Origin of the sequence: Nocardia sp. bgisy134, from assembly GCF_965341865.1 — a bacterium.
Taxonomy (GTDB): Bacteria; Actinomycetota; Actinomycetes; order Mycobacteriales; family Mycobacteriaceae; genus Nocardia.
The window spans coordinates 188,685-208,304 of sequence record NZ_CBDQZP010000011.1 but is presented as its reverse complement, the minus strand read 5'-3'; the positions used below and the strand labels follow the sequence as shown (position 1 = coordinate 208,304).

Below are 19,620 nucleotides of genomic sequence, written 5' to 3'. Positions count from 1 at the left end.
GTGACTGTACAGCCGATCGCGTTGCGGTATCCGAAAGTTCGCTGATGTTGTCCACCGGGTGGGCATGGCGGGCAGATCGGTGCGGATCGCTGAATGATGTCCGGCGGGCGGGTTCACGATTCGAGCACGGCCCGCGCGGCATTGTGGCCGGGGATGCCGCTCACGCCGCCGCCGCGCACCGCGCCCGAACCGCAGAGGAAGACATTGCGCACTTCGGTGGCGACGCCCCAGCGCACGGCGGGATCGGTCGCGCTGCCGTCGTCGCGGTAGGGAAAAGCGAGATCGCGGTGGAAGATATGGCCTCCGGGCAGCCCGACCTCGCGCTCCAGATCGAGCGGAGACTTCACCTCCAGGCAGGGCGCGCCGTCGGCATCCTCGACGAGGCATTCGGCGATGGGCTCGGCCAGCACCCGATCCAGTTGCGCGAGCACGCCTTTCACCGCAGCCGTCCGGGCCGCGTCGGGGTTGTCACGGAAAAGTCTTGCGGGAGTGTGCAAACCGAAGAGCGTGAGGGTGTGCATGCCGCGAGCCGCGGCGTCGTCGGACAGGATCGAGGGATCGGTCAGGGTGTGGCAGTAGATCTCGGACGGGGGCGCCGCGGGAATCCGTCCCGCCTCCGCTTCCCGATAGGACCGCTCCAGCTCGGCATACGATTCGGCGATGTGGAAGGTTCCGGCGAACGCCTCGGCGGGATCCGTCGCGGTGTCGAGCAGGCGCGGCAGGCGCCGCAGCACCATATTCACTTTCAGTTGGGAGCCTTCGGGTTTCGGCTCTTCCGGCCCGCCCAGCAGTCGCGTCAGCTCGTGCGGCGCGGCGTTCACCAGGACGTGCCGCGCGCCGACGGCGCCGCCCTCGTAGCGCACCTGCGCCGCGACGCCGTCGCTGTCGACACCGGTCACCGCGCATCCGGTGATCAGTTCCGCCCCCGCCGCGCGGGCAGCGTCCGCCAGCGCGTCGGTCAGCGCGCCCATGCCGCCCACCGGCACGTCCCAGTCGCCCGTGCCGCCGCCGATCACGTGGTAGAGGAAGCAGCGGTTCTGCCGCAGCGTGGGATCGTGCGCGTGGGTGAAGGTGCCGATCAGCGCGTCGGTGAACACCACACCGCGAACGGTGTCGTCGGCGAAGGTCTGCTCGATCGTCTCCCCCAGCGGCCGCTCGAACACCGCGTCCCACAGCTCGTCGTCCGCGACGGTCCGGCGCAATTCCGTCCGCGTCGGCAGTGGTTCGGTCAGGGTGGGGAATACACGCCGCGCCATCGCGCCGGTGCGCGCGTAGAACCGCTGCCACGCCTCGAAGTCCCGCTCCGAACCGGTCAGCCGTTGGAAGCTCGCCCTGGTGCGCGCCTCGGATCCGGTGTCGACGAGCAGCCCTGCGTCGCCGACCGGGGTATAGGAGGAGATCCGCCTGCGGCGGGTCAGGAACCGCAGACCCAGATCACGCACGATGCTCGCAGGCAACAGGCTCACCAGGTACGAATACCGGGACACTCGCGCGTCGACACCGGGGAACGGGCGTTCCGACACGGCCGCGCCGCCCGTGTGCGACTGCCGTTCGAGCAGCAGCACCGACCGACCGGCCCGCGCCAGGTACGCGGCGGCGACCAAGCCGTTGTGGCCGCCGCCGACCACAACGACGTCATAGGAGGAGCGCGTCGGCGTCATCCGTCCTCGATACCACGGCCGCGCCCCGACCCGGCGCGCCGACGCGCCGCCGGGCTGCTCGAGACCGGCTGGGAGGAGTGGCCGAAGGCCGGTTCCACGGCCGGGCACAGCGTCGCCCAGCGCGAGGTTAGCAGCCGGTACCGACAACATCGTCTCTGTCGAAAAGTACTGCGCGACAGTCGTTGTCGGTATTCACAAGATCAACAACAGGACGGCGAACTTGTCGGTGGGCTCGCGTAGGTTTTCGGTCATGAAGAGAAACGGGAGGGAACGCGATGGACTCGGGTGACCGCGAGTGGGAGCGGGCGGCGGTGGTGCAGACGCTGCCCGTCGTGGCGCCGCGCAAGCTGGCCAAGGTGCCCTTCGTCGAAATGGCGGACGGGCGGTTGCAGGGCGTGGTGTCGAGCGGATCGGACATCGCGCGGGTGTACGTCTCGTCGGTGGCGGCGAAGACGCACGGACTCAGCTGCAGCACCAACAACAATCGGCCGTGCGGCGGCCTGCGCGGCGCCTATCCGTGCAAGCACATCGACGCGCTGCTCGACGAGGCGGTCGTGCAGTACGGCGTCGAACGGGTGGCCCGCTACCTGGGAGTCGAGATCGCGGAGGGCGCGAGCCTGTACCACGCGCTGAACTGCTCGCACGAGCCCGCGCCCGCGGCGGTCGTGTTCAGCCGCTTCCTGCGCCATCTGGCGTACCTGGAGCTGCCGGGCGGCACCGCGCCGATCCCCGAGTTGCAGTGGTTCCCCTCGACGGGGGTGAGCCGCTGATGCTCGGCGTACAGATGGCCGAACTGCTCGAGCCGCTGCCGGGGGTGGCGGAGGCGCTCGATGTGGTGACCGGATTCGACACCGCGCTGACTCACGGATTCGCGCGGCTCACCGACGAACACACGGCCGCGCTGGCGAACCTCGCCGCCGCGACCGGCGGATCCCCGCTCGGGCCCGCGATCGCCGAGGCGGTCGCGAAATTGAGCGCGGGTTCGATCGGCCCTGAGGAGCTCTCGGCGCTGGCCGGCGGGCGGGCCGCGCTGCTCGGCGCCGTGCACGACGCGCTGCTCGACCGTGTGGACACGGCCATGGGTCGCGAGCGCGCCGCCTGGGAACAGCCCGAGCCCGCGCACACACCGCACAACCTGGCGGTGGGCAGCCGCTCCTGGTTGCAGGAGGTGGCCATCACCGGATGGCGCGGCGTCGACCACGACCTGGTCTCCGCCGCCGACAAGACCGTCGAGGCGCTGCTGGCCGAACCCGCCCTGCGCAGGCTCGCCGTGCTGCTCGACGGCCTGACGGCCGAGCTGCGCGCCAGCTGTCCGGTCGCGACGCTGGATCGGCTGCCGCAGCGCCGCTGGGCGGACCTGTGGGCGCGAGCGCTCCTGTTGTCCTGGCGCACCGGCGGATTCGCGGAGACGACGGCGGTGTCCGGGCGGCTGCTGCCGCTGGGCGTCGACGTGCACGAGCACGGCACCGCGGTGCAGGTTCAGCTGTACGCGCTGCTGGAGACGGCGGCGGGAGCGACGCGCCGGGTGCGGGTCAGCGTCGCCGCGGCCAAGGTCGACACGATCGTCGGCCCCGCGATCTGGCAGCTGTTCACCGACCATCCGCAGCTGATGAAGGCGATCGCCGAACGGCTGAGCCTCGATATCGACGGCATGCCGATGACCGCGGGCGGCGACCTGATCTGGCACGACGAGTCGGCTCGTCTGGGCGCGAGCGCCGATCCGTTCGCCACGGCGCGTGTGGGGCTCGCGGGCGCGCTCGCGCCCGCCGTTCCCCCGCTCGATCGCGATCCGGTGCACCTGTGCGAACCGGTCCTACTGGAGGGCTACAAGGTCGAGGACGGCGCCATCGAGCTGGACGGGCACCGGCTCGCCCTCGAACTGGATCGGCTGCCCACCTGCGGTCCGCTCACACCCGCCGCGGTGAACAGCTCCTCGACCTGCCTCGGCATGCTGCGCTGGGATGCCGGGCGGTGGTCGCTGCGACCGCTCGCGGTGCGCAAGCAGACCAAGGGCGTCGAGGTCGACGTGCACGGCGGCGACTGGGCCTGCGGCCCGACCGACCCGAAAGTGGTCAAGGCGCAAGCGAAGTCGGGCGATGCGGTGGCGGTGCTGAGGGAACGAGCGGGACGGCTGCTGAGAAAATGACCGACAGCAACGAGACTCGACGGCAGATCCTCTATTGGCGGCTGCTGGCGGGCATTTTCGACAGCGAAGCCCAGCCCGCGCTGGAGACGTCGAGCGTCGCGATCGTCGACGACCTCGGCCTGCCCGCGGCACTGCTCGACCCCGGCGTCTCGATCGACAATGTCGTGCAACGCTTCCCGGATCTGGGGTCCGAATTCGACGGCCTCGGCGTGCACGTGCGTGCCGCGGAATCGATGACCGGCGTCGTAGGAGCGGACGAGCCGGATCGGGACGCAACCGAAGCCGGAGACCAGCGGGATCCCGTCGATACGGAGGCCGACGCGGTCATCGGCGCGGGCGAGGTGCGTTCGGCCGCCTTGGTGTCCAAGCTGTTGCTGAACGTCTTCGCGACGGGCGGCGGCACGGTCAGCGCGACCCAGCTCGCGGGCTGGCAGCGCGACGCGGGCTGGTTGCGGCGCATGCTCGGCGCAGAGGGCGGCGGCGAGGTGCGCGGCGTGCTCGCCGATCTCGAGGCCGACCTGGTCTCGCGGATGCGGCTGCGCGAAGTGCTCGCCGATCCCGCGCTGGCGTCCCAGCTGACACCGAGCATGTCGCTGCTCGAACAGCTGTTGCGCGACAAGGCGAATCTGTCCGGCGTCGCGCTGGCCAACGCCAAATCGCTCATCCGGCGCTACGTCGAACAGGTCGCCGAGGTGCTGCGCACCCAGGTGCAGCAGACCACCGCGGGCACCGTCGACCGCTCGGTGCCGCCGAAGCGCATCCTGCGCAATCTGGATGTGGACCGCACGATCTGGAAGAACCTCACCAACTGGAATCCGGACGACGAGCGGCTCTATGTGGACCGCCTGTTCTATCGGCAGACCGCCAAGCGCACCGTGCCCGCCCGGATGATCGTGGTGGTCGACCAGTCCGGTTCGATGGTGGACTCGATGGTGAACTGCACCATCCTCGCCTCGATCTTCGCCGGACTGCCCAAGGTCGACGTGCACCTGATCGCCTACGACACCCGCGCCATCGACCTGACGCCGTGGGTGCACGACCCGTTCGAGGTGCTGCTGCGCACCAACCTCGGCGGCGGCAACGACGGCCCCGTCGCCATGGCGATGGCCCAGCCGAAGATCGTCGACCCGACCAACACCGTGCTGGTGTGGATCTCGGACTTCTACGAGTTCGACCGCTCCCAGCCGCTGTACGAGAGCATGCAGGCCGTGCATCGCAACGGCGTGAAGCTCATCCCGGTCGGCTCGGTCAACAGCTCCGGGCACCAGAGCGTGAATCCCTGGTTCCGGGAACGCTTCAAGGCCATGGGCACGCCGGTGATCTCGGGCCGCATCCAGAAACTCGTGTTCGAACTCAAGAACTTTCTCGACTAGGAGACCTCAGACCATGACCGATACCACGCTGCGCGCCCCCGCCGAACTGAAGTACGCCGAGGAGCTGGACTGGCTGGAGTCGATCGACGACGGCCCCAAGCCCTTCGCCTGGCGGCTGAGCCCGAAGATGGTGCGGCTGTTCATCCTCGGTTCCGAGCGCTCCGACGGCCTGGACCGGCAGATCGACCAGAAGTGGTTCGGCGACCGCAGTTTCGTCGAGCGCAGCATCGTCACGCTGGCCTCCGACCGCGGGCTGCTGCTGATCGGCGATCCCGGCACCGGCAAGAGCTGGCTCGCCGAACTGCTCTCCGCGGCCATCAGCCGGAACTCCACGCTCGTGGTCCAGGGCACCGCGGGCACCACCGAGGATCACATCAAGTACTCCTGGAACATCTCGATGGTGATCGCCAAGGGGCAGTCCAGGGAATCGATGATCCCGTCGCCGATCATGACCGCGATGGAGCAGGGCGTGATCGGCCGCTTCGAGGAGCTGACCCGCTCCACCAGCGATGTGCAGGACGCGCTCATCTCGATCCTGTCCGAGAAGTACGTCTCCATCCCCGAACTCGACGACGACAACGTTGTGTTCGCCAAGCCGGGCTTCTCCATCATCGCCACCGCCAACAGCCGCGACCGCGGCGTGAACGACCTCTCCTCGGCGCTCAAGCGGCGCTTCAACTTCGTGCGCATCCCGGTGGTGACCAACAAGCGCAGCGAGGCCGAGATCGTGCGCTTCCGCACCGCGGAACTGTTGCGCAGGCACCAGATCGAGCTGGAGCTGCCGCCCACGCTGCTCGACATCCTGCTCGACAGCTTCGCCGATCTCCGCTCCGCGGCCGCCGCCGCGACCAGCGACGACGAGAAGCTGGAGTCCGCGCTGTCGACCGCCGAGCAGATCGGCGTGCTGGAGGACGCGATTCTGCACAGCCAGTTCTTCGGCGACCGCACGTTGCGGGCGGAGACGCTCGCGGGTTCGCTGGTCGGCTCGCTCGCCCGGCGGGCGCCGGAGGATCTGGCCATCCTCAACAAGTTCTGGCATGGCGTGGTCGAACCGCGCAGCAAGGACGCCGGCGGGGACTGGTCGGAGTTCCTGGAGGGCGGCCGGGCGGCGATCGCGAGGCTCTCGTGACCGGTCCGTTCGGCGCGCTGCGCGAGCAATTGGCCGAGGCCGCGACCCGATTCGCGGCCCAGCCCGGCGCGGTCGCGGAGATCTTGGCCGGCATCGTCGACGACGTCGACCGGGCGCTGGCGGTCGAGCTCGAGATCTTCCCGGTCTGCCATCATTCGCCCGCCTCGGGGCTGGCGATGGTGCGGCGACTGCACGAGAAGCGACCCAAGGTCGTCTATCTGGAACTGTGCGAGGACCTGCGGCCGATCCTGGACGAGCTGCGCAACTGCAAGCTGCCGGTGGCGGTGCAGGCGTGGGCCGGTGAACTCGACGGCTTCCCTACCACCTGGGCGCCGCTGTCGGTGGTCGCGCCGATCACCGAGGCGTCGGCGGAATACCAGGCGATCTCCTACGCGCTCGACACTCCCGGCGTCGAACTCGTGCTCGTCGATCGCTCCACCGACCACGTCTTCCAGTGGGCGCCGAACGGCGGCACGCCGGACGGTGACACACCCGCCGACAAGACGCCGGAGCCCACCGAGGACGGCGCGCTGCACGGCGACGCCGTCGGCATCGACATCGGTGATCTGCGACCGCATTTCGCCGAGCTGGAGGAGCACCTGCTGCACCACGGCAAGGTGCGGCACTGGTCGGAGTGGTGGGACCAGTACGTCGAACAACCGCTGGCGGGAGCCGATTACGACACCTACCGCCAAGTCATGGTGCTGATCGGCAGCCTGTTCCGCCGGCTGCGCCGCACCGGCGTCGAGGAGGACGAGAACCGCGAGCGCTACATGTGGACGCGGATGCGCGAACATCTCGAGGCGACCGGCGCCGACCCTGCCGACTGCCTCTACGTGTGCGGGGCGTTCCACGCAGCCAGCAGGGTCGAGCAGTTCGGCCTCCCCGCCGACGCCGCGCCCTACGAGATCACGCCGCGGTCGAAGACCACTTGGCAGTACGGGCTCATCCCGTCCAGCCAGTCGGCCATCGAGGAGCAGTTCGGGCTCGCCTCGGGGTCGGTGTCGATCGCCGCGGCGACCTGGTCGAAGGGATTGCGGCGGGGCGGTGTGAAGCCGTTCCAGCTCGCGGGCCAGAAGTCCGCGAGCAAGAAGACGAGCAAGCGCACGCCGCCCGTCGTGACCACCGCCGCGGTGGCCGACCAGCTGACGGGGTTTCTGTCCACGCCGCCGCGGTTGGACTCGCTCGACGAGGCCGAGCTGCTCGACTGGTCGGTGGACATCGTCCGGCTGGCCCGGCGCAACGGCTACCTGGCGAGCACCGCCGATGCGATCGCGGTGTTCGAGACCTCGATCCTGTTGGCGGGCGTGCGCAATCGCGCCCGCCCGACGCCGTACGACTTCCAAGACGCGGCGATCACGTGCATCGAGAAGGACCACGTCCCGGGTCGCCGCGACGTGCGCAAGCTGTGCGAGATCCTGCTCGGCGGTGATCGCATCGGCCAGGTGGGCTACGCGGCCCTGCCGCCGCTCGCGCGCGACGTGCTCGATCGGCTGGCGCCGCTCGGCATCGACACCGGCAAGCGCACCGTGCAGCGGTCGCTGCTGGACCTGCGGGCCGACCCGCATCTGCGGCCGTGTTCGGATCTGCTGTGGATCCTGCGCAGGCTGCTGCCGTCGGACGCGGTGCGGCCGATCATGGGGTCGCGCACGCTCGGTGAGAGCTCCATCCAGGAAAGCTGGGATCTGGCGCTCGGCAAACACCAGCGGGCCCTGGTCGAGCTCGGCTACGAAGGCGTGACCATCGAGCAGGTGCTCGAGCAACGGCTGCGCATGGCGGTGTCCGCGGCCGACGCGACGGCCGCGGTAGCGCTGGCGACGGTGGAAGACGCGCTGCTGTACCTGAAGTCGCCGCGGCTGGCCGACGAACTCGGCCACCGCGCCGTCGAACTGCTCGCCGCCGAGCGATCGGTGGACGACGCACCCGAGGTCCTGCGCCGAATCCGGCTGCTGCTCAACTATTTCCGATCGACCGAGGACGGTCTCCCCGACTGGTGCGGCCGGTTCGTCACCGCGGGCTATGCCCACTACTGCACGCTGCTGCCGACCGCCTTCACCGACGAGAACACCGGCGTGCGACCGGTCGCCGCCATGCTGGGCTTCCTGTTCGGCATGGAGAACCTGGCCCTGTCGCTCGGCTGCGACCACACCCAGCTCGAGCTGGCGGTGTTGCAGTCGCATCCGGAGGCACCGGCGAAGGTGGCGCTGCTGTGGGCGACACGCCTGCAACTCGGTCTGCTCACGCTGCCGGAACTGCGCACCCGCTGCGACGACATGCTGGCCAACCCGCTCGTTGTGCCTGCGTTCCCGCAGTATCTGAGCGGTTTCGTGCAGGCCATGGATCCGGTGCCGTCCTTGAAACCCTTTGTGGTGGAGCTGTTGTCGAAGGCGTTCGGCCGCCTGCCGGACAGCGTGCTGCTGCCCTGGCTGCCGAAGCTGATCACCACCCTGCGCGGCCAGGCCGGTGAACTGATTCCGGCGCTCACCAGGGAGGCGGGTCGCACCTTCCCGTCCGGTCTTGCGGCCGTGGACAGCTGGAGTCCGCCGTGGACCGGCACGCCGCAACCCGCGGCCGCGCCCGCTCTCGCGGCGGCGGGCGGACCGGTCACGGATCTGCTGTTCGCCCACCCTGCGGCCTGCGACGCGCTCGGCGCGCTGCTCGGCCACAGCGGCGAATGGCAGCGCCCGGCCGCGACCCCGCACACCGAGGTCGCGGCGCTCGTCACCCGGCATCCCGAAACAGCGGCGGCCCTGGCCACACTCGTCCCCACCGCGAGGCGCTGAGCCGCCCACGCCGCCGCGGACACCCGCTCTCCCGCCACGCCGGAGCCATCGGCGCGCGGGAGAGCGGGTGTCCGCAGACCCGAACCCGCCGAAAGATTCTCCACGGCGTCTTCCGGACCAAGAGCGACTCTGCGATCACGAGAGCGCGATGTCCGGTTTCTATGCTGTCAGGCATGTCGACAGATCTGGCGTTCCTCTGCTCTCACTGCGGTCAGGAACACGATGGCCTGCCATTCACCTATGGCACGGTCGCGCCCGCGTACTGGAACGAGGGCATGGAAGGCGGTTCGGGCAATGTCCTCGGCGACGACCAGTGCGTGATCGCCGACGAGCACTTCTTCCTCCGTGCCCGCCTGATCCTGCCGGTCCTGGACTCGGAGAAGGACTTCGAATGGGGCGTGTGGATTTCGCTGAGCAAGGCGAACTTCGCACGTGCGACGGAGTTGTGGACCAGTCCGGAGCGGGTACAGGAGCCACCGTATTTCGGCTGGCTCTCAACCGAGCTGTCCACATACGAACCGACGACCCTGAACTTGAAGACGAAGGTGCACAGCCAGCCCGTCGGTGTCCGCCCGACAGTGGAATTGGAACCCACCGACCACCCACTGGCCGTGGAACAGCGGACCGGCATCACCCTCGCCCGCATACAAGCCATCGCCGAACTGTTGCTGCACCCTCAGCAGTGACAACCGCCGTAGCCCCGACCAATAAGGTCGTGCCAGGTAGTATGGCGATCAAGATCGATACTCGGGGGGACGGGTGCACCAAGCCCATTTTTCACTGCTGTCACGGACAGGATGGTTCCGCCTGTTCGTGACAGCGGTTAGCGTCGCGGGTATCGCGATACCCGCTAGCGGCTGCTCGGCAACGATCAAGGGCAACGCTGTCATCTCGACAATCCCTCTGGGTGACAACGTATTTGCAGGCGAACTCGCCATCGACCCTGCATCGGGCACGCTGTACGCCGCCACTATCGCCTCCGATCGCGACGATCCCCGCACCAACATTTACACGCTGTCAGTGATCGACATGACGTCCAAGGCTGCCCGCTCCGTGATCCCGCTTCCCGCCTACCCCTCGGATATCGCATTCGACTCGACTACGCGCAGCCTCTACGTCGTCAGCGCTTTGGACCGTCGGGAACGTCGTGGGCTGCTCACGGTCATCGACGGCAAGACCAACGCCATCACCGCCAACGTTCACACGGGAACGTACTCGATGCGGGTAGACGTCGATGAAAACACCCACACCGCATACATTCTCAGCCAAGGTACGGTCGAGGATGTCGACGGGCTGCACTACAACAGCACCATGTCGGCACTCCCGGAGGGTGCCACGTCAGTCACGGCTGCGGTGCCGGTGGCCGTCGGCTACGGTAAGGACATCGCTGTCGAGGCCAGGTCGAACACCGCTTTTGTAGTGGATGGCGAGGTGGACATGATCGACCTGGTGACACACTCCCGAACCAGGACGAGCCGCCTGCCCTACGGCGAATCCGCCAGGGCCGAGATCGCCCTGTTCGATTCCGGCACCGGCAAACTCGTTGTTGTGAACCAAGAAGGCGATCTCGTTGTCGCCGACTCCACCATGGCGGAGTTCAGGAGGCATGTCGGCTTCGGAAAGCGGAAAGACTCCAAGGGCCTCGATCTGATGTACACGGCAACGCTTGACCCTGCTACGCACACCGTGTACGTCGCGGGTAACGCATTCTCCGACGACACCGACGAGATCAAGATGATCGACACAGTGACCGGCGCAAGCACCGGCACGTTGCGCGTCGAGGATCCACACAGCCTCGCCGTGGACTCGAAGACCCACACCCTCTATGTGCTGATCGACGGTGCGGTCGCGATTTTCCCCAGCACGGCAATGTAGGCGTGCGCTGACCCGTTGGGGTTAGTCTTCGAGGTCGCGGTGTACACAAGCGGTACGACCAGATGCACGCTCATCGGCAGAAGCGGACGTTCGTGACCGCGCAATAGGCGGCATTACGGCGTGTTGTCGAGTGCGGCCGGTTCGATCATAGGGCGACCCGACACAAGCGGCAGCTGGCACAGACACTTCGGCGTTGTGGAATGTGCTGCACCGAACCGTATTTCGTTCACCGATCGCAGTGGGCGACCGCGTTCGAACGTAGGGTGGGTGGGTGGACGGTACTGCATCGCTGGTCACCCAGTGGGAGTCGCGTTTCGACCTATCATGGGACTCCTTCTGGGAGAGCCTGAGCGTGCCGTGGCAGCGGGCTATCGCGGGCACCGCGTCAGAGGCCGCACCTGACGCGGCATCGATACTCGGTCGGCGACGGCTCACGACCGACCTCGAATGGGTCGGATATTTGGAGCCGGTGACCTGTCTGCCGGCGGTGCGCGAGGCCCTGCTGTGGGATGAGAACGGCATGGATCTAGGACCGCTGACACGGACTGACGAGGGCGAGGTTCGGTCGTGGGATCGACTTCTTCTGGGTGGGCCTGCGCACGTGGATCTCGGGCAACTCAGCGGAGTTCCGGTGCGCCATCTGGTCCTGTCCTTGGTCGCTGTCGAGACGTTCGATGTCCTCAGTGACGTGACCGGGCTGAAGTCGCTGATTCTCGACCTGCACGGCGAATCTGTTTCGCTGCCACCGCTTCCCAACCTGACCGACCTGACGCTCTACTCGGATACGCATGTGGATCTCGACAGTATCCGGGTGAACCCGGGCTTGCGGATCCTCTCGAGCGATGAGCTGTTCTGTCCGCCGTTCGGGCCCGACGATGTTGCTTGATGAGCGATGAAGCGCAGCGGCCGAGGGTAGTGCCGATGGCCGCTGTGCCAACTCCTGGAGTCGGTTACCGGTACCTCGGCGGAGAAATACATCGACCGCCTCGCCGCCGCGGTCGGCGCGACAGTGTGATCGCCGCGCGTCCACTCCGTCGCTACATCGCCGTCGATACCTGCACGACCCAGACACGGACGATGCCTCGACCGACTTGCCCTCGGCACGAACTCCCGAGCAGCTCGAACCGACAGAAGGGACGCCACCTCACCTGGACTCCACGCTCCCTGTGCCAGAACATCGGAAGGAAGGGAAGGAGGGTCATAACTCATGCACGCGACTGAGCATGGTGTTGCTTGGCGAGCAGTCGTTCAACGGAAGTCGGCTTCGTGGTCGAGGGCCCACTGCGCGAATGTCCTTGCGGGACAACCGAGGATGTCGGCGATCGTGGTCGACACCGGTGGCGGTGTCGTCGCCGCGGCCTGCCATCCCTCCAGGATCGCGTCGGCGACGAAGGGTGGCACGGTCGCGACCAATTCCGCGCGTGCCTGGTCGACGGAGGATTCCTCGATGGCGATGTCACGGCCGAGGGCCTCGCCGATGTGCTGCACTTGGCTACGCAGGGTGAGCGCCTCTGGTCCGGACACAACATAGGCGCGGCCGCGGTGGTATGGCTCGGTCAATGCCGCCACCGCGAGCGCCGCGACGTCCTTTTCGTGAACAGGTGCGGTCCTCGCGTCGGGATACGGCAGCCGGACCGCGCCCACGTCCCGAACGGACCGCTGCCACGACCACAGGGTGTTCGTGGCGAACATCCCGGGTCTGATGAATGTCCACTCCAGATCCGATGCCTCGAGGGCGGATTCGACCTGGGTGTGCATCCAGGCAGTGGGGTTGGTGCTGGGGTCGAGGTCCAGGACGGCCACCGACGAGAGCAGCACAACATGTTGCACGCCAGCGGATTCGGCGGCTCTTACGAACCCGTCGATCCCCGCGGGTCTGGCGTAGAGAAACACCTTGTTGGCACCTTCGAGTGCGGAGGCAAGGGTTGCGGGGTGTTCCAGATCGGCCGCCACCACGTCGGCTCCTGGCGGGAGCGGCGCCGTGTCGGGGTTGCGGCTGGTCAGACGGACGTGCGCACCAGCGGAATTCAACCCTGCCGCCACGTGGCGGCCGACGTTTCCACTCGCTCCGAAAACAACTGTCAACATGGCCGGAACAGTAGAACCGAGAACTTGCCTCGGGTAAGTACCTACCTGCAGGTAAGCTGCCGAAATGACGGTACGGTCGCAGGTCTTCCACCCCACCGCATCGGGCGCGAGTGACACACCTAACATCGAATGCTCCGCACGCGAGGTAGTCGACGTCACCAGCCGATGGGGCGGCCACATTCTGAATGCGCTGCGGGACGGTCCATTACGATTCTCCGAGTTGCAGGCCGCGATCGATCGGATCAGCGACAAGATGCTGTCGCAAACCCTGCGCACCCAGATACGGGACGGGCTGGTAGTACGCAGTGTCGAACCCACCACCCCACCACGGGTGAGCTACGAACTCACCGCCCTCGGACACAGCCTGACCGAGTCCCTGCAGCCATTCGTAGCATGGGTCCGCCTCCACGCCGCTGATGTGACCGCCGCACGACAGCAATACGACCAACACCACACATGACCGAACGTCTGGGAGTCACCCCAGCCGAGCAGGGCGTATGAGATTCGGCAGCACACCCCGGATCACTCGCTCATCGGCACTCAGGACGGCCAGGACCATCGGATCAGTGCAGACCGCAAATAAGTGCACTCCACCAGTTATAGATGTCAAGTGACTGGAGCGAGATTGTCCAACTGAATGCGAGGCAGCACGGGAATGTTGGTTGATGCCACCCTGGATCGCCAGCGCCCTACGGGCGATGTGTCAATCATCCGCCGGTTTTCGGCCGAGCGGGTGGCTGGCCTTTCCCGATTCGCTTGCGGGGTCCGCGTTGAGAGCAGTCAGGGCTGCGTTGCCGCCTTCGGCTTCGAGCCGACGGAGTTCGTTGTGGCGCCGCACGCGCGTGCTGGTGAACTGGGGCGCTGCGGGAGCATCCTCGCCGCGGTTCTCCGGCCTCAGCACGATCTTCGACAGCCAGTACCGGTACTGCCAGGCGCCACCGACAAGACCAGTGTCGGCGATCTTGTTCAGGTCGGCGTAGGTGAATTTCTTCTCTCCGGACAGGTATTCGTCGACGAGGGCGAGGTACATGTCGGTTCCGCTCTGGTGGCTCAGCCACAGCCAGCGGGCGAGCAGGGGATCATTGTTCGTCGCCACGAGGTCATCGAGGATCTCGTGTTCCATTTTCGCGTGGTTGGCTCGGTCGATCGCCCACTGAAGCAGATCCTGGCGGCGCCGCCGCGCGCGTGCCGTCCGCCGCGATGCGATGATCGCGAAAATGAGCCCGGCGATACCGACGGCGGTTCCGGCCATACCGGACACGGCAAGAAAGTTGTCCATACGGGGCCCTTCGAGAACTGTGCCGAGAGCGCCAGGCGATCGGCCATAGCGCTGTACCGCAACAGTACTGGGACTGCACAAGTCGGTGGCGATCTCGCACGATGCCCACACCACGACTCCTTCCACCAAGCCGCGACGATGTGGCAGCCGGACCCTCGTTGGTCCCGTCGACGATCAGGTCGCGGATGAACTCGGCGAGGGCGGCGAACACATGAAGACGAGGCGGCCGCCTGGTGTAGTGGTGTCGAGGGCTTCGCGCACCACCTCCGACGATCGGATCGAGGGTGTCGCCGTCGAGCACGACCGCATCAGGTCGGTCGGTCGTCGCGATCATAGCCGTGGCTGTCCGAGAAAGGTCTGACAGAATTTGTTGAACACCAACTGTTTTCGACGCATTTGTTGAACACCATGCTGGCGCGGTTCGTACAGTGCGGCCAAAGGGTATTTGGATCGGCCTCACAAACATGGTCCCGGATGCCGTCCGCCCGTCCCAGCGGGCGCGCCGCCGGGCTATCCCTCGTGTGTGCGCGCCCTTTGGACGGACTCGAGTATCGCAGAGAGGTCGGTGCCCTGGTGGAGGTAGCCGTCGAGAAGCTCGACGCATCGCGTGGTGCGCGTTTGGCTGCCTACAGTGCCGTCTCCACATCATTGGCGCTGTGCAGTGATCGCGAACTGCGCGACCTAGTGGATACGGCTGCGCCGATGGGTTCTGGCATCGGCGGGACTTCGGCGTTGCTGGAGGTCGACGGGACCCCGGTCTTCGTCAAGCGGCTGCCGCTGACCGATCTGGAAAGGCAGCCGGAGCACGTCCGGTCCACGGCGAACCTCTTCGGGCTACCTGTCTTCTGCCATCCCGGCCTCGGGGTCCCCGGAAGCCCGGGATGGGGGGCCTGGCGGGAGTTGGCCGTGCACACCATGACGACGAACTGGGTGCTCGCACAGGACCATGAGGGCTTTCCCTTGATGTACCACTGGCGGGTGCTGCCCCACACCGGGCAGGCGCTGCCCGAGGAACTGGCCGATGTGGAGAAAGTTGTCGCCTACTGGGGAGGCGGACCACAGGTGCGCCACCGGATCGAGGCGCTGCGGGACTCCTCGGCGAGCGTCACACTGTTCCTGGAGTACATCCCGCAGAACCTGCACGACTGGCTGGACGTTCAGGTCAAAGCCGACGACGAGACCGCCGAGCAGGCATGCACCATGGTCACGAAGGAACTCGAAGCCGGAATCTCCTTCATGAACGCCCGCGGGCTCCTGCACTTCGATGGCCACTTCCAGAACATCCTCACCGACGGCAAGCGGCTGTTCTTCACCGACTACGGCCTCGCGATCTCCTCCCGGTTCGACCTGTCCAAGGAAGAGGTCGACTTCTTCGCCGACCACCAGACCTATGACCGCTGCTACACCCTCACCCACCTGGTGCAGTGGCTCGTCGTCGCCCTGTACGGGTCGAGCGGGACGAGTGCATCGCGTTCGTGCACGCCTGCGCACGAGGGGAACCTCCAACGGGAATTCCGCCGCAGATCGCGGCGATCCTCACCCGCCACGCACCGGTCGCCGCAGTAATGACGGACTACTACCGCGAGTTCCGTTTCGAGAGCAGACAGACCCCGTATCCCCTGGAGGCGATCCGCCGGATCGGCGGGCCGGACAGCTCGTTCACCATCTGATGGCCCCCGGGCGGCCGACAACAGGGCTGGATGCGGCAGGCCCTGGGTACTTTGATCCGCTTCTGCTGAACGGCCTGCCTACGGCCGAACGTACCGCGATGTCGATTCCCTCTGCCGAGGCAGTAGTGCTCGACGGAGCCGGACATATGACACACATCGACGCGCGCGAACAGTGGCGGTCGACCATCGAACGCTTCCTGCACGAGGCGGACTCAGTCACTCCCCCGTCTGTGACTGAACGCTGACATCGAGGTGGGAACTCGCACCCAGCGGCGATCTAGACGCTCGCGAACACGCGAAACGTCAGACAAAAGGACAGTCTTTCAACGAACAGGGCAGTGCACAGTTCAGTGCCTGTCAGCTTCAGTGCAATGCGCAGGTCAAGGTCGTTGTGCATCGGCTGAAGCCCAGTGGCGACGGCGTTTACTGAACGCTTCGGTGACAGATTCGCGCGCCGCGGCCCGCCGCGCGAATAGTTCAGTGCCCAGCTCACGGCGTCGGCGCACTGTCCTGTTCGACGCGATCGCATTGGTAGCGCAGGTATTCGGCGTAGGACAGCACCGTTCGGTAGTCGGCCGGGCGCAGGTCGACACCGAGCAGCGTGCTGGTCTGCACAGGGAGGTCGAGAATCTCGTCGGCCGAGATGTCGGAGAAGCGGGCCAAGCGGGCGAGTTCGCCGCTGTGTAGCTTGCGGTTTCCGCGTTCGAGTTCGGATACCGCGCCGCGTGGGATCGAGAGGGCCGCCGCGATGTCGTCCTGGGTCTTGCGTGCTTCGCGGCGCAGCGCCCGCAGGCGCGCACCGAATCTCTGCCATGCGGCGGCGTCAGCGCCGTGGCGTAATACAGCTGGTGAGTTGGTCATCGGTGCCCGCCTTGTCCCAGATCGGCAATCGGTCGGGTGTGCTGGTCGTGGTCGCGCAGCAGTCGCATCACGGTGGCCGGTGAGGGGTGCCGCGAGCCTGCCTTGTCCGATCGGCTGGCACGACGGATACACCCTCGGCATCGAGCAGATCCGCGCACACCCCGACTACCGCGGTGCCACGATCGTCCAGTTGGCCGAAGCCATCACCGAGACCGAGACGCTCACCCCACGCCTAACCGCCGCGCGCATTGTGGCGGTGGTGTGAGTGTTTGCGTGGTGGGGTGGCCTGGTCTCGCGGATCCGGTTCGTGGTCATCGGGGTGGTGGCCGCGGGCATGCTCGGTCTGGCCGGTTACGGGGCCGGGCTCGCGGATCATCTGAGTTCGGGCGGGATGTTCGACCCGACCTCGGAGTCCTCGGAAGCCGCGCGGCTGGCTGATACGGCGTTCGGGCGCAACCACGACGGTGATGTGCTCGTCCTCTACACCGCGCCCGAGGGGAAGACCGTCGACGATCCCGAGTTCTCGGGCAAGGTCGTCGAAAGCCTCAACGATCTGCCACGACGATACCCGGAGCAGATCTCAGGGATCACCGCCGCCTACTGGCGCACCGAAACCGGAAAAATCAGTGGCCCCCGGCTCGCGACCGACGATCGCAGACACGCCTTCGCGGCCATCGCCCTGCACGGCGACGACGACACGTCGATGATCCGCAACTACCGGGCTGTCAAGGGCGCCTTCGACATCGCTGGCGTCGATGTGCAGGTGGGCGGGTTGCAGCCGGTTGCCAGCGCACTCAACGACACCATTGCCGAAGATATCCACCGGATGGAGCTGCTGGCCTTCCCCGTCGTCGGGCTGCTGTTGTTCTTCATCTTCGGCGGTCTCGTCGCCGCGTCGCTGCCGTTGGTCGTGGGCGGGCTGACGGTCTTCGGCGCCTTCGGCATCGTCAAGTTCCTCACCGAGTTCACCGAGGTCAACTCGTTTGTCTCCGCTGTTGTTTCGATGATCGGGTTCGGCCTTGCCATCGACTACGGACTGTTCATCGTCAGCCGGTTCCGCGAAGAACTCGCCGAAGGCTATGACACTCCTGCCGCCGTGCGGCGCACCGTGATGACCGCGGGCCGCACCGTTGTCTTCTCCGCGACGATGATCGTCGCCAGCGTCGGCGGAATGCTGCTGTTCCCGCAAGGATTCCTGAAATCCTTCGCCTATGGCGCGATCGCGACGGTATCGATGGCGGCGCTGACCGCCATCACGATCCTGCCCGCGATGCTGGCGGTCCTCGGACCGCGGGTGGACATGCTGGGTATCAAGCGATTCCGCAAAACGAGGTCGGCTGAAGAGGTCGAGAACGGGTTCTGGGGACGCAGCACCCGCTGGGTCATGCGCCATCCGATCAAGGTCTTGGTCCCGCTCGTGCTCGGGCTCGTCTTGCTGATCCTGCCCATCGGCAACCTGGCATTCGGCGGACTCAGCGAGAAATACCTGCCACCGGACAATCCGACCCGTCTGGCCCAACAGGAATTCGACCAGCTCTTCCCGCTTCGCAAATCCGACCCGATCGAACTGATTTTCGTCTCCGAGGACACCAACGCCATTGGCGCGCTGTGGAAACAAGCAAACGCCGCACCCGGCCTGGCCGAAGCGTTCGGTGTGCCGGCCCGCTCGACCACACAGCCCGAGGTCTTCCGCACCACCGCCGTGCTCACCAACTCGAGCAACGCCGGGCCCGCCATCGATTACCTGCGTGACCTCCCCCAGCCCGAGTCCGTGCGCATGCTCGTCGGTGGTATGCCCGCCCTGCAGAAGGACAGTGTCGATACCCTGCTATCCCGGATACCGTGGATGGTCACCCTGGTCGTGCTTATCACGACGGTGCTGATGTTTCTGACTTTCGGATCACTGGTGCTGCCGATCAAGGCCGCACTGATGAGCGCGCTCGGCCTCGGTTCCACCCTCGGAATCCTGACTTGGATCTTCATCGACGGCCACGGCGCGACGCTGCTGAACTTCACCCCGCAACCGATCACTTCGCCGGTGCTGGTGGTCATCGTGGCCATCATCTACGGCCTGTCCACCGACTACGAGGTCTTCCTGCTCTCACGCATGGTCGAAGCCCGCGCGCAGGGGGCATCGACCACCGAGGCGGTGCGCATCGGCACCGCGCACACCGGGCGCATCATCACCGCCGCCGCGTTGATCCTGCTCGTGGTTGTCGGCGCATTCGCGTTCTCGGATCTGGTGATGATGCAGTACATCGCCGTCGGCATGATCGCGGCCCTGATTATCGATGCCACGGTCCTGCGCATGCTGCTGGTCCCAGCGACCATGAAACTGCTCGGCGACGACTGCTGGTGGGCGCCAGAATGGATGAAACGCATTCAACAGAAAGCCGGGCTCGGCGAACCTGTCCTCGACGACGCGCACCCTCGTAACGCCAACCCGGTGGATCTGATCCGCACGACACCGGTCACCGATCCGGTCACCACACAGCTGCCCGCGGTGTTCGGTCCCGACCCCGCGCCGTCGCAACGGCGGGTGTCACGACTGCGGCGACCACGCCCGCCCCGAGCCATCTCAACCGACACTGAACCGCCCACCACGCCGATCCATCGATAAATGCCATACGCACGCCCATACCGCTGGGCGCGCTATGGGCGGATCGGTCAGCGCGGTACTGCGGTGGTGAGTTGTGGGCCGTAACCGTTGATTACCAAGCAGGTGGCCGTGCCCTTGCGGGTCCAGCGGGTCTGG

General features: G+C 66.6%; 16 protein-coding genes. 12 read left to right on the top strand and 4 right to left on the bottom strand.

What is annotated here, in order from left to right; genetic code table 11:
- Nucleotides 1-113 precede the first annotated feature (113 nt).
- Complete coding sequence (locus ACRWNM_RS20920; protein WP_431969734.1) at nt 114-1,661, bottom strand: phytoene desaturase family protein; 1,548 nt, start codon at nt 1,659-1,661, stop codon at nt 114-116.
- Nucleotides 1,662-1,936: 275 nt separating this feature from the next.
- Between ACRWNM_RS20920 and ACRWNM_RS20915 the strand changes: the two genes are divergently transcribed.
- The 8 genes from ACRWNM_RS20915 (at nt 1,937) to ACRWNM_RS20880 (ending at nt 11,853) form a co-directional block, all read left to right on the top strand.
- Nucleotides 1,937-2,431 carry a hypothetical protein gene (locus tag ACRWNM_RS20915; protein WP_431969733.1) on the top strand — a complete coding sequence of 165 codons (495 nt, stop codon included), beginning with the start codon at nt 1,937-1,939 and terminating at the stop codon, nt 2,429-2,431.
- Nucleotides 2,431-3,807 carry a hypothetical protein gene (locus tag ACRWNM_RS20910; protein ID WP_431969732.1) on the top strand — a complete coding sequence of 459 codons (1,377 nt, stop codon included), beginning with the start codon at nt 2,431-2,433 and terminating at the stop codon, nt 3,805-3,807. Before ACRWNM_RS20915 ends, ACRWNM_RS20910 begins: the two co-directional genes overlap by 1 nt.
- Nucleotides 3,804-5,180 carry a VWA domain-containing protein gene (locus ACRWNM_RS20905; protein ID WP_431969731.1) on the top strand — a complete coding sequence of 459 codons (1,377 nt, stop codon included), beginning with the start codon at nt 3,804-3,806 and terminating at the stop codon, nt 5,178-5,180. The genes ACRWNM_RS20910 and ACRWNM_RS20905 overlap by 4 nt, the downstream gene beginning before the upstream one ends.
- Nucleotides 5,181-5,193: 13 nt before the next feature.
- On the top strand, nt 5,194-6,309 hold the full coding sequence (locus tag ACRWNM_RS20900) for an ATP-binding protein (RefSeq protein ID WP_431969730.1): 1,116 nt from the start codon (nt 5,194-5,196) through the stop codon (nt 6,307-6,309).
- Nucleotides 6,306-9,092: a DUF5682 family protein gene (locus tag ACRWNM_RS20895; RefSeq protein WP_431969729.1), complete on the top strand. Its 2,787-nt coding sequence runs from the start codon at nt 6,306-6,308 to the stop codon at nt 9,090-9,092. Before ACRWNM_RS20900 ends, ACRWNM_RS20895 begins: the two co-directional genes overlap by 4 nt.
- Before the next feature lie 173 nt (nt 9,093-9,265).
- A complete protein-coding gene (locus ACRWNM_RS20890) occupies nt 9,266-9,778 on the top strand; it encodes a DUF2199 domain-containing protein (protein ID WP_431969728.1) in 513 nt (170 codons plus the stop codon).
- Between the two features lie 73 nt (nt 9,779-9,851).
- Nucleotides 9,852-10,967 carry a hypothetical protein gene (locus ACRWNM_RS20885; protein WP_431969727.1) on the top strand — a complete coding sequence of 372 codons (1,116 nt, stop codon included), beginning with the start codon at nt 9,852-9,854 and terminating at the stop codon, nt 10,965-10,967.
- 352 nt (nt 10,968-11,319) lie between these two features.
- A complete protein-coding gene (locus tag ACRWNM_RS20880) occupies nt 11,320-11,853 on the top strand; it encodes a hypothetical protein (protein WP_431969726.1) in 534 nt (177 codons plus the stop codon).
- A gap of 362 nt (nt 11,854-12,215) precedes the next feature.
- Here the strand turns inward: ACRWNM_RS20880 and ACRWNM_RS20875 are convergent, their stop codons facing one another.
- Nucleotides 12,216-13,055 carry an NAD(P)H-binding protein gene (locus tag ACRWNM_RS20875; RefSeq protein ID WP_431969725.1) on the bottom strand — a complete coding sequence of 280 codons (840 nt, stop codon included), beginning with the start codon at nt 13,053-13,055 and terminating at the stop codon, nt 12,216-12,218.
- A 64-nt stretch (nt 13,056-13,119) separates the two neighbouring features.
- Here ACRWNM_RS20875 and ACRWNM_RS20870 point away from each other — a divergent pair, with 64 nt between their 5' ends.
- A complete protein-coding gene (locus ACRWNM_RS20870; RefSeq protein ID WP_431969724.1) occupies nt 13,120-13,515 on the top strand; it encodes a winged helix-turn-helix transcriptional regulator in 396 nt (131 codons plus the stop codon).
- A 243-nt stretch (nt 13,516-13,758) separates the two neighbouring features.
- Here ACRWNM_RS20870 and ACRWNM_RS20865 read toward each other — a convergent pair whose 3' ends face one another.
- Nucleotides 13,759-14,307, bottom strand: a complete 549-nt coding sequence (locus tag ACRWNM_RS20865) for a hypothetical protein (RefSeq protein ID WP_431969723.1) — start codon at nt 14,305-14,307, stop codon at nt 13,759-13,761.
- 729 nt (nt 14,308-15,036) lie between these two features.
- On the opposite strand from ACRWNM_RS20865, the gene ACRWNM_RS20860 reads away from it, so the two are divergent.
- Complete coding sequence (locus tag ACRWNM_RS20860) at nt 15,037-15,900, top strand: protein kinase family protein (protein WP_431969722.1); 864 nt, start codon at nt 15,037-15,039, stop codon at nt 15,898-15,900.
- A gap of 593 nt (nt 15,901-16,493) precedes the next feature.
- Here the strand turns inward: ACRWNM_RS20860 and ACRWNM_RS20855 are convergent.
- Nucleotides 16,494-16,865: a helix-turn-helix domain-containing protein gene (locus ACRWNM_RS20855; RefSeq protein WP_431969721.1), complete on the bottom strand. Its 372-nt coding sequence runs from the start codon at nt 16,863-16,865 to the stop codon at nt 16,494-16,496.
- Between the two features lie 79 nt (nt 16,866-16,944).
- Between ACRWNM_RS20855 and ACRWNM_RS20850 the strand changes: the two genes are divergently transcribed.
- Together ACRWNM_RS20850 and ACRWNM_RS20845 are read left to right on the top strand one after the other, a co-directional pair.
- Complete coding sequence (locus ACRWNM_RS20850; protein ID WP_431969720.1) at nt 16,945-17,130, top strand: hypothetical protein; 186 nt, start codon at nt 16,945-16,947, stop codon at nt 17,128-17,130.
- Entirely contained in the window at nt 17,131-19,485 is a 2,355-nt protein-coding gene (locus ACRWNM_RS20845; protein WP_431969719.1) for an MMPL family transporter, read from the top strand.
- Nucleotides 19,486-19,620 lie beyond the last annotated feature (135 nt).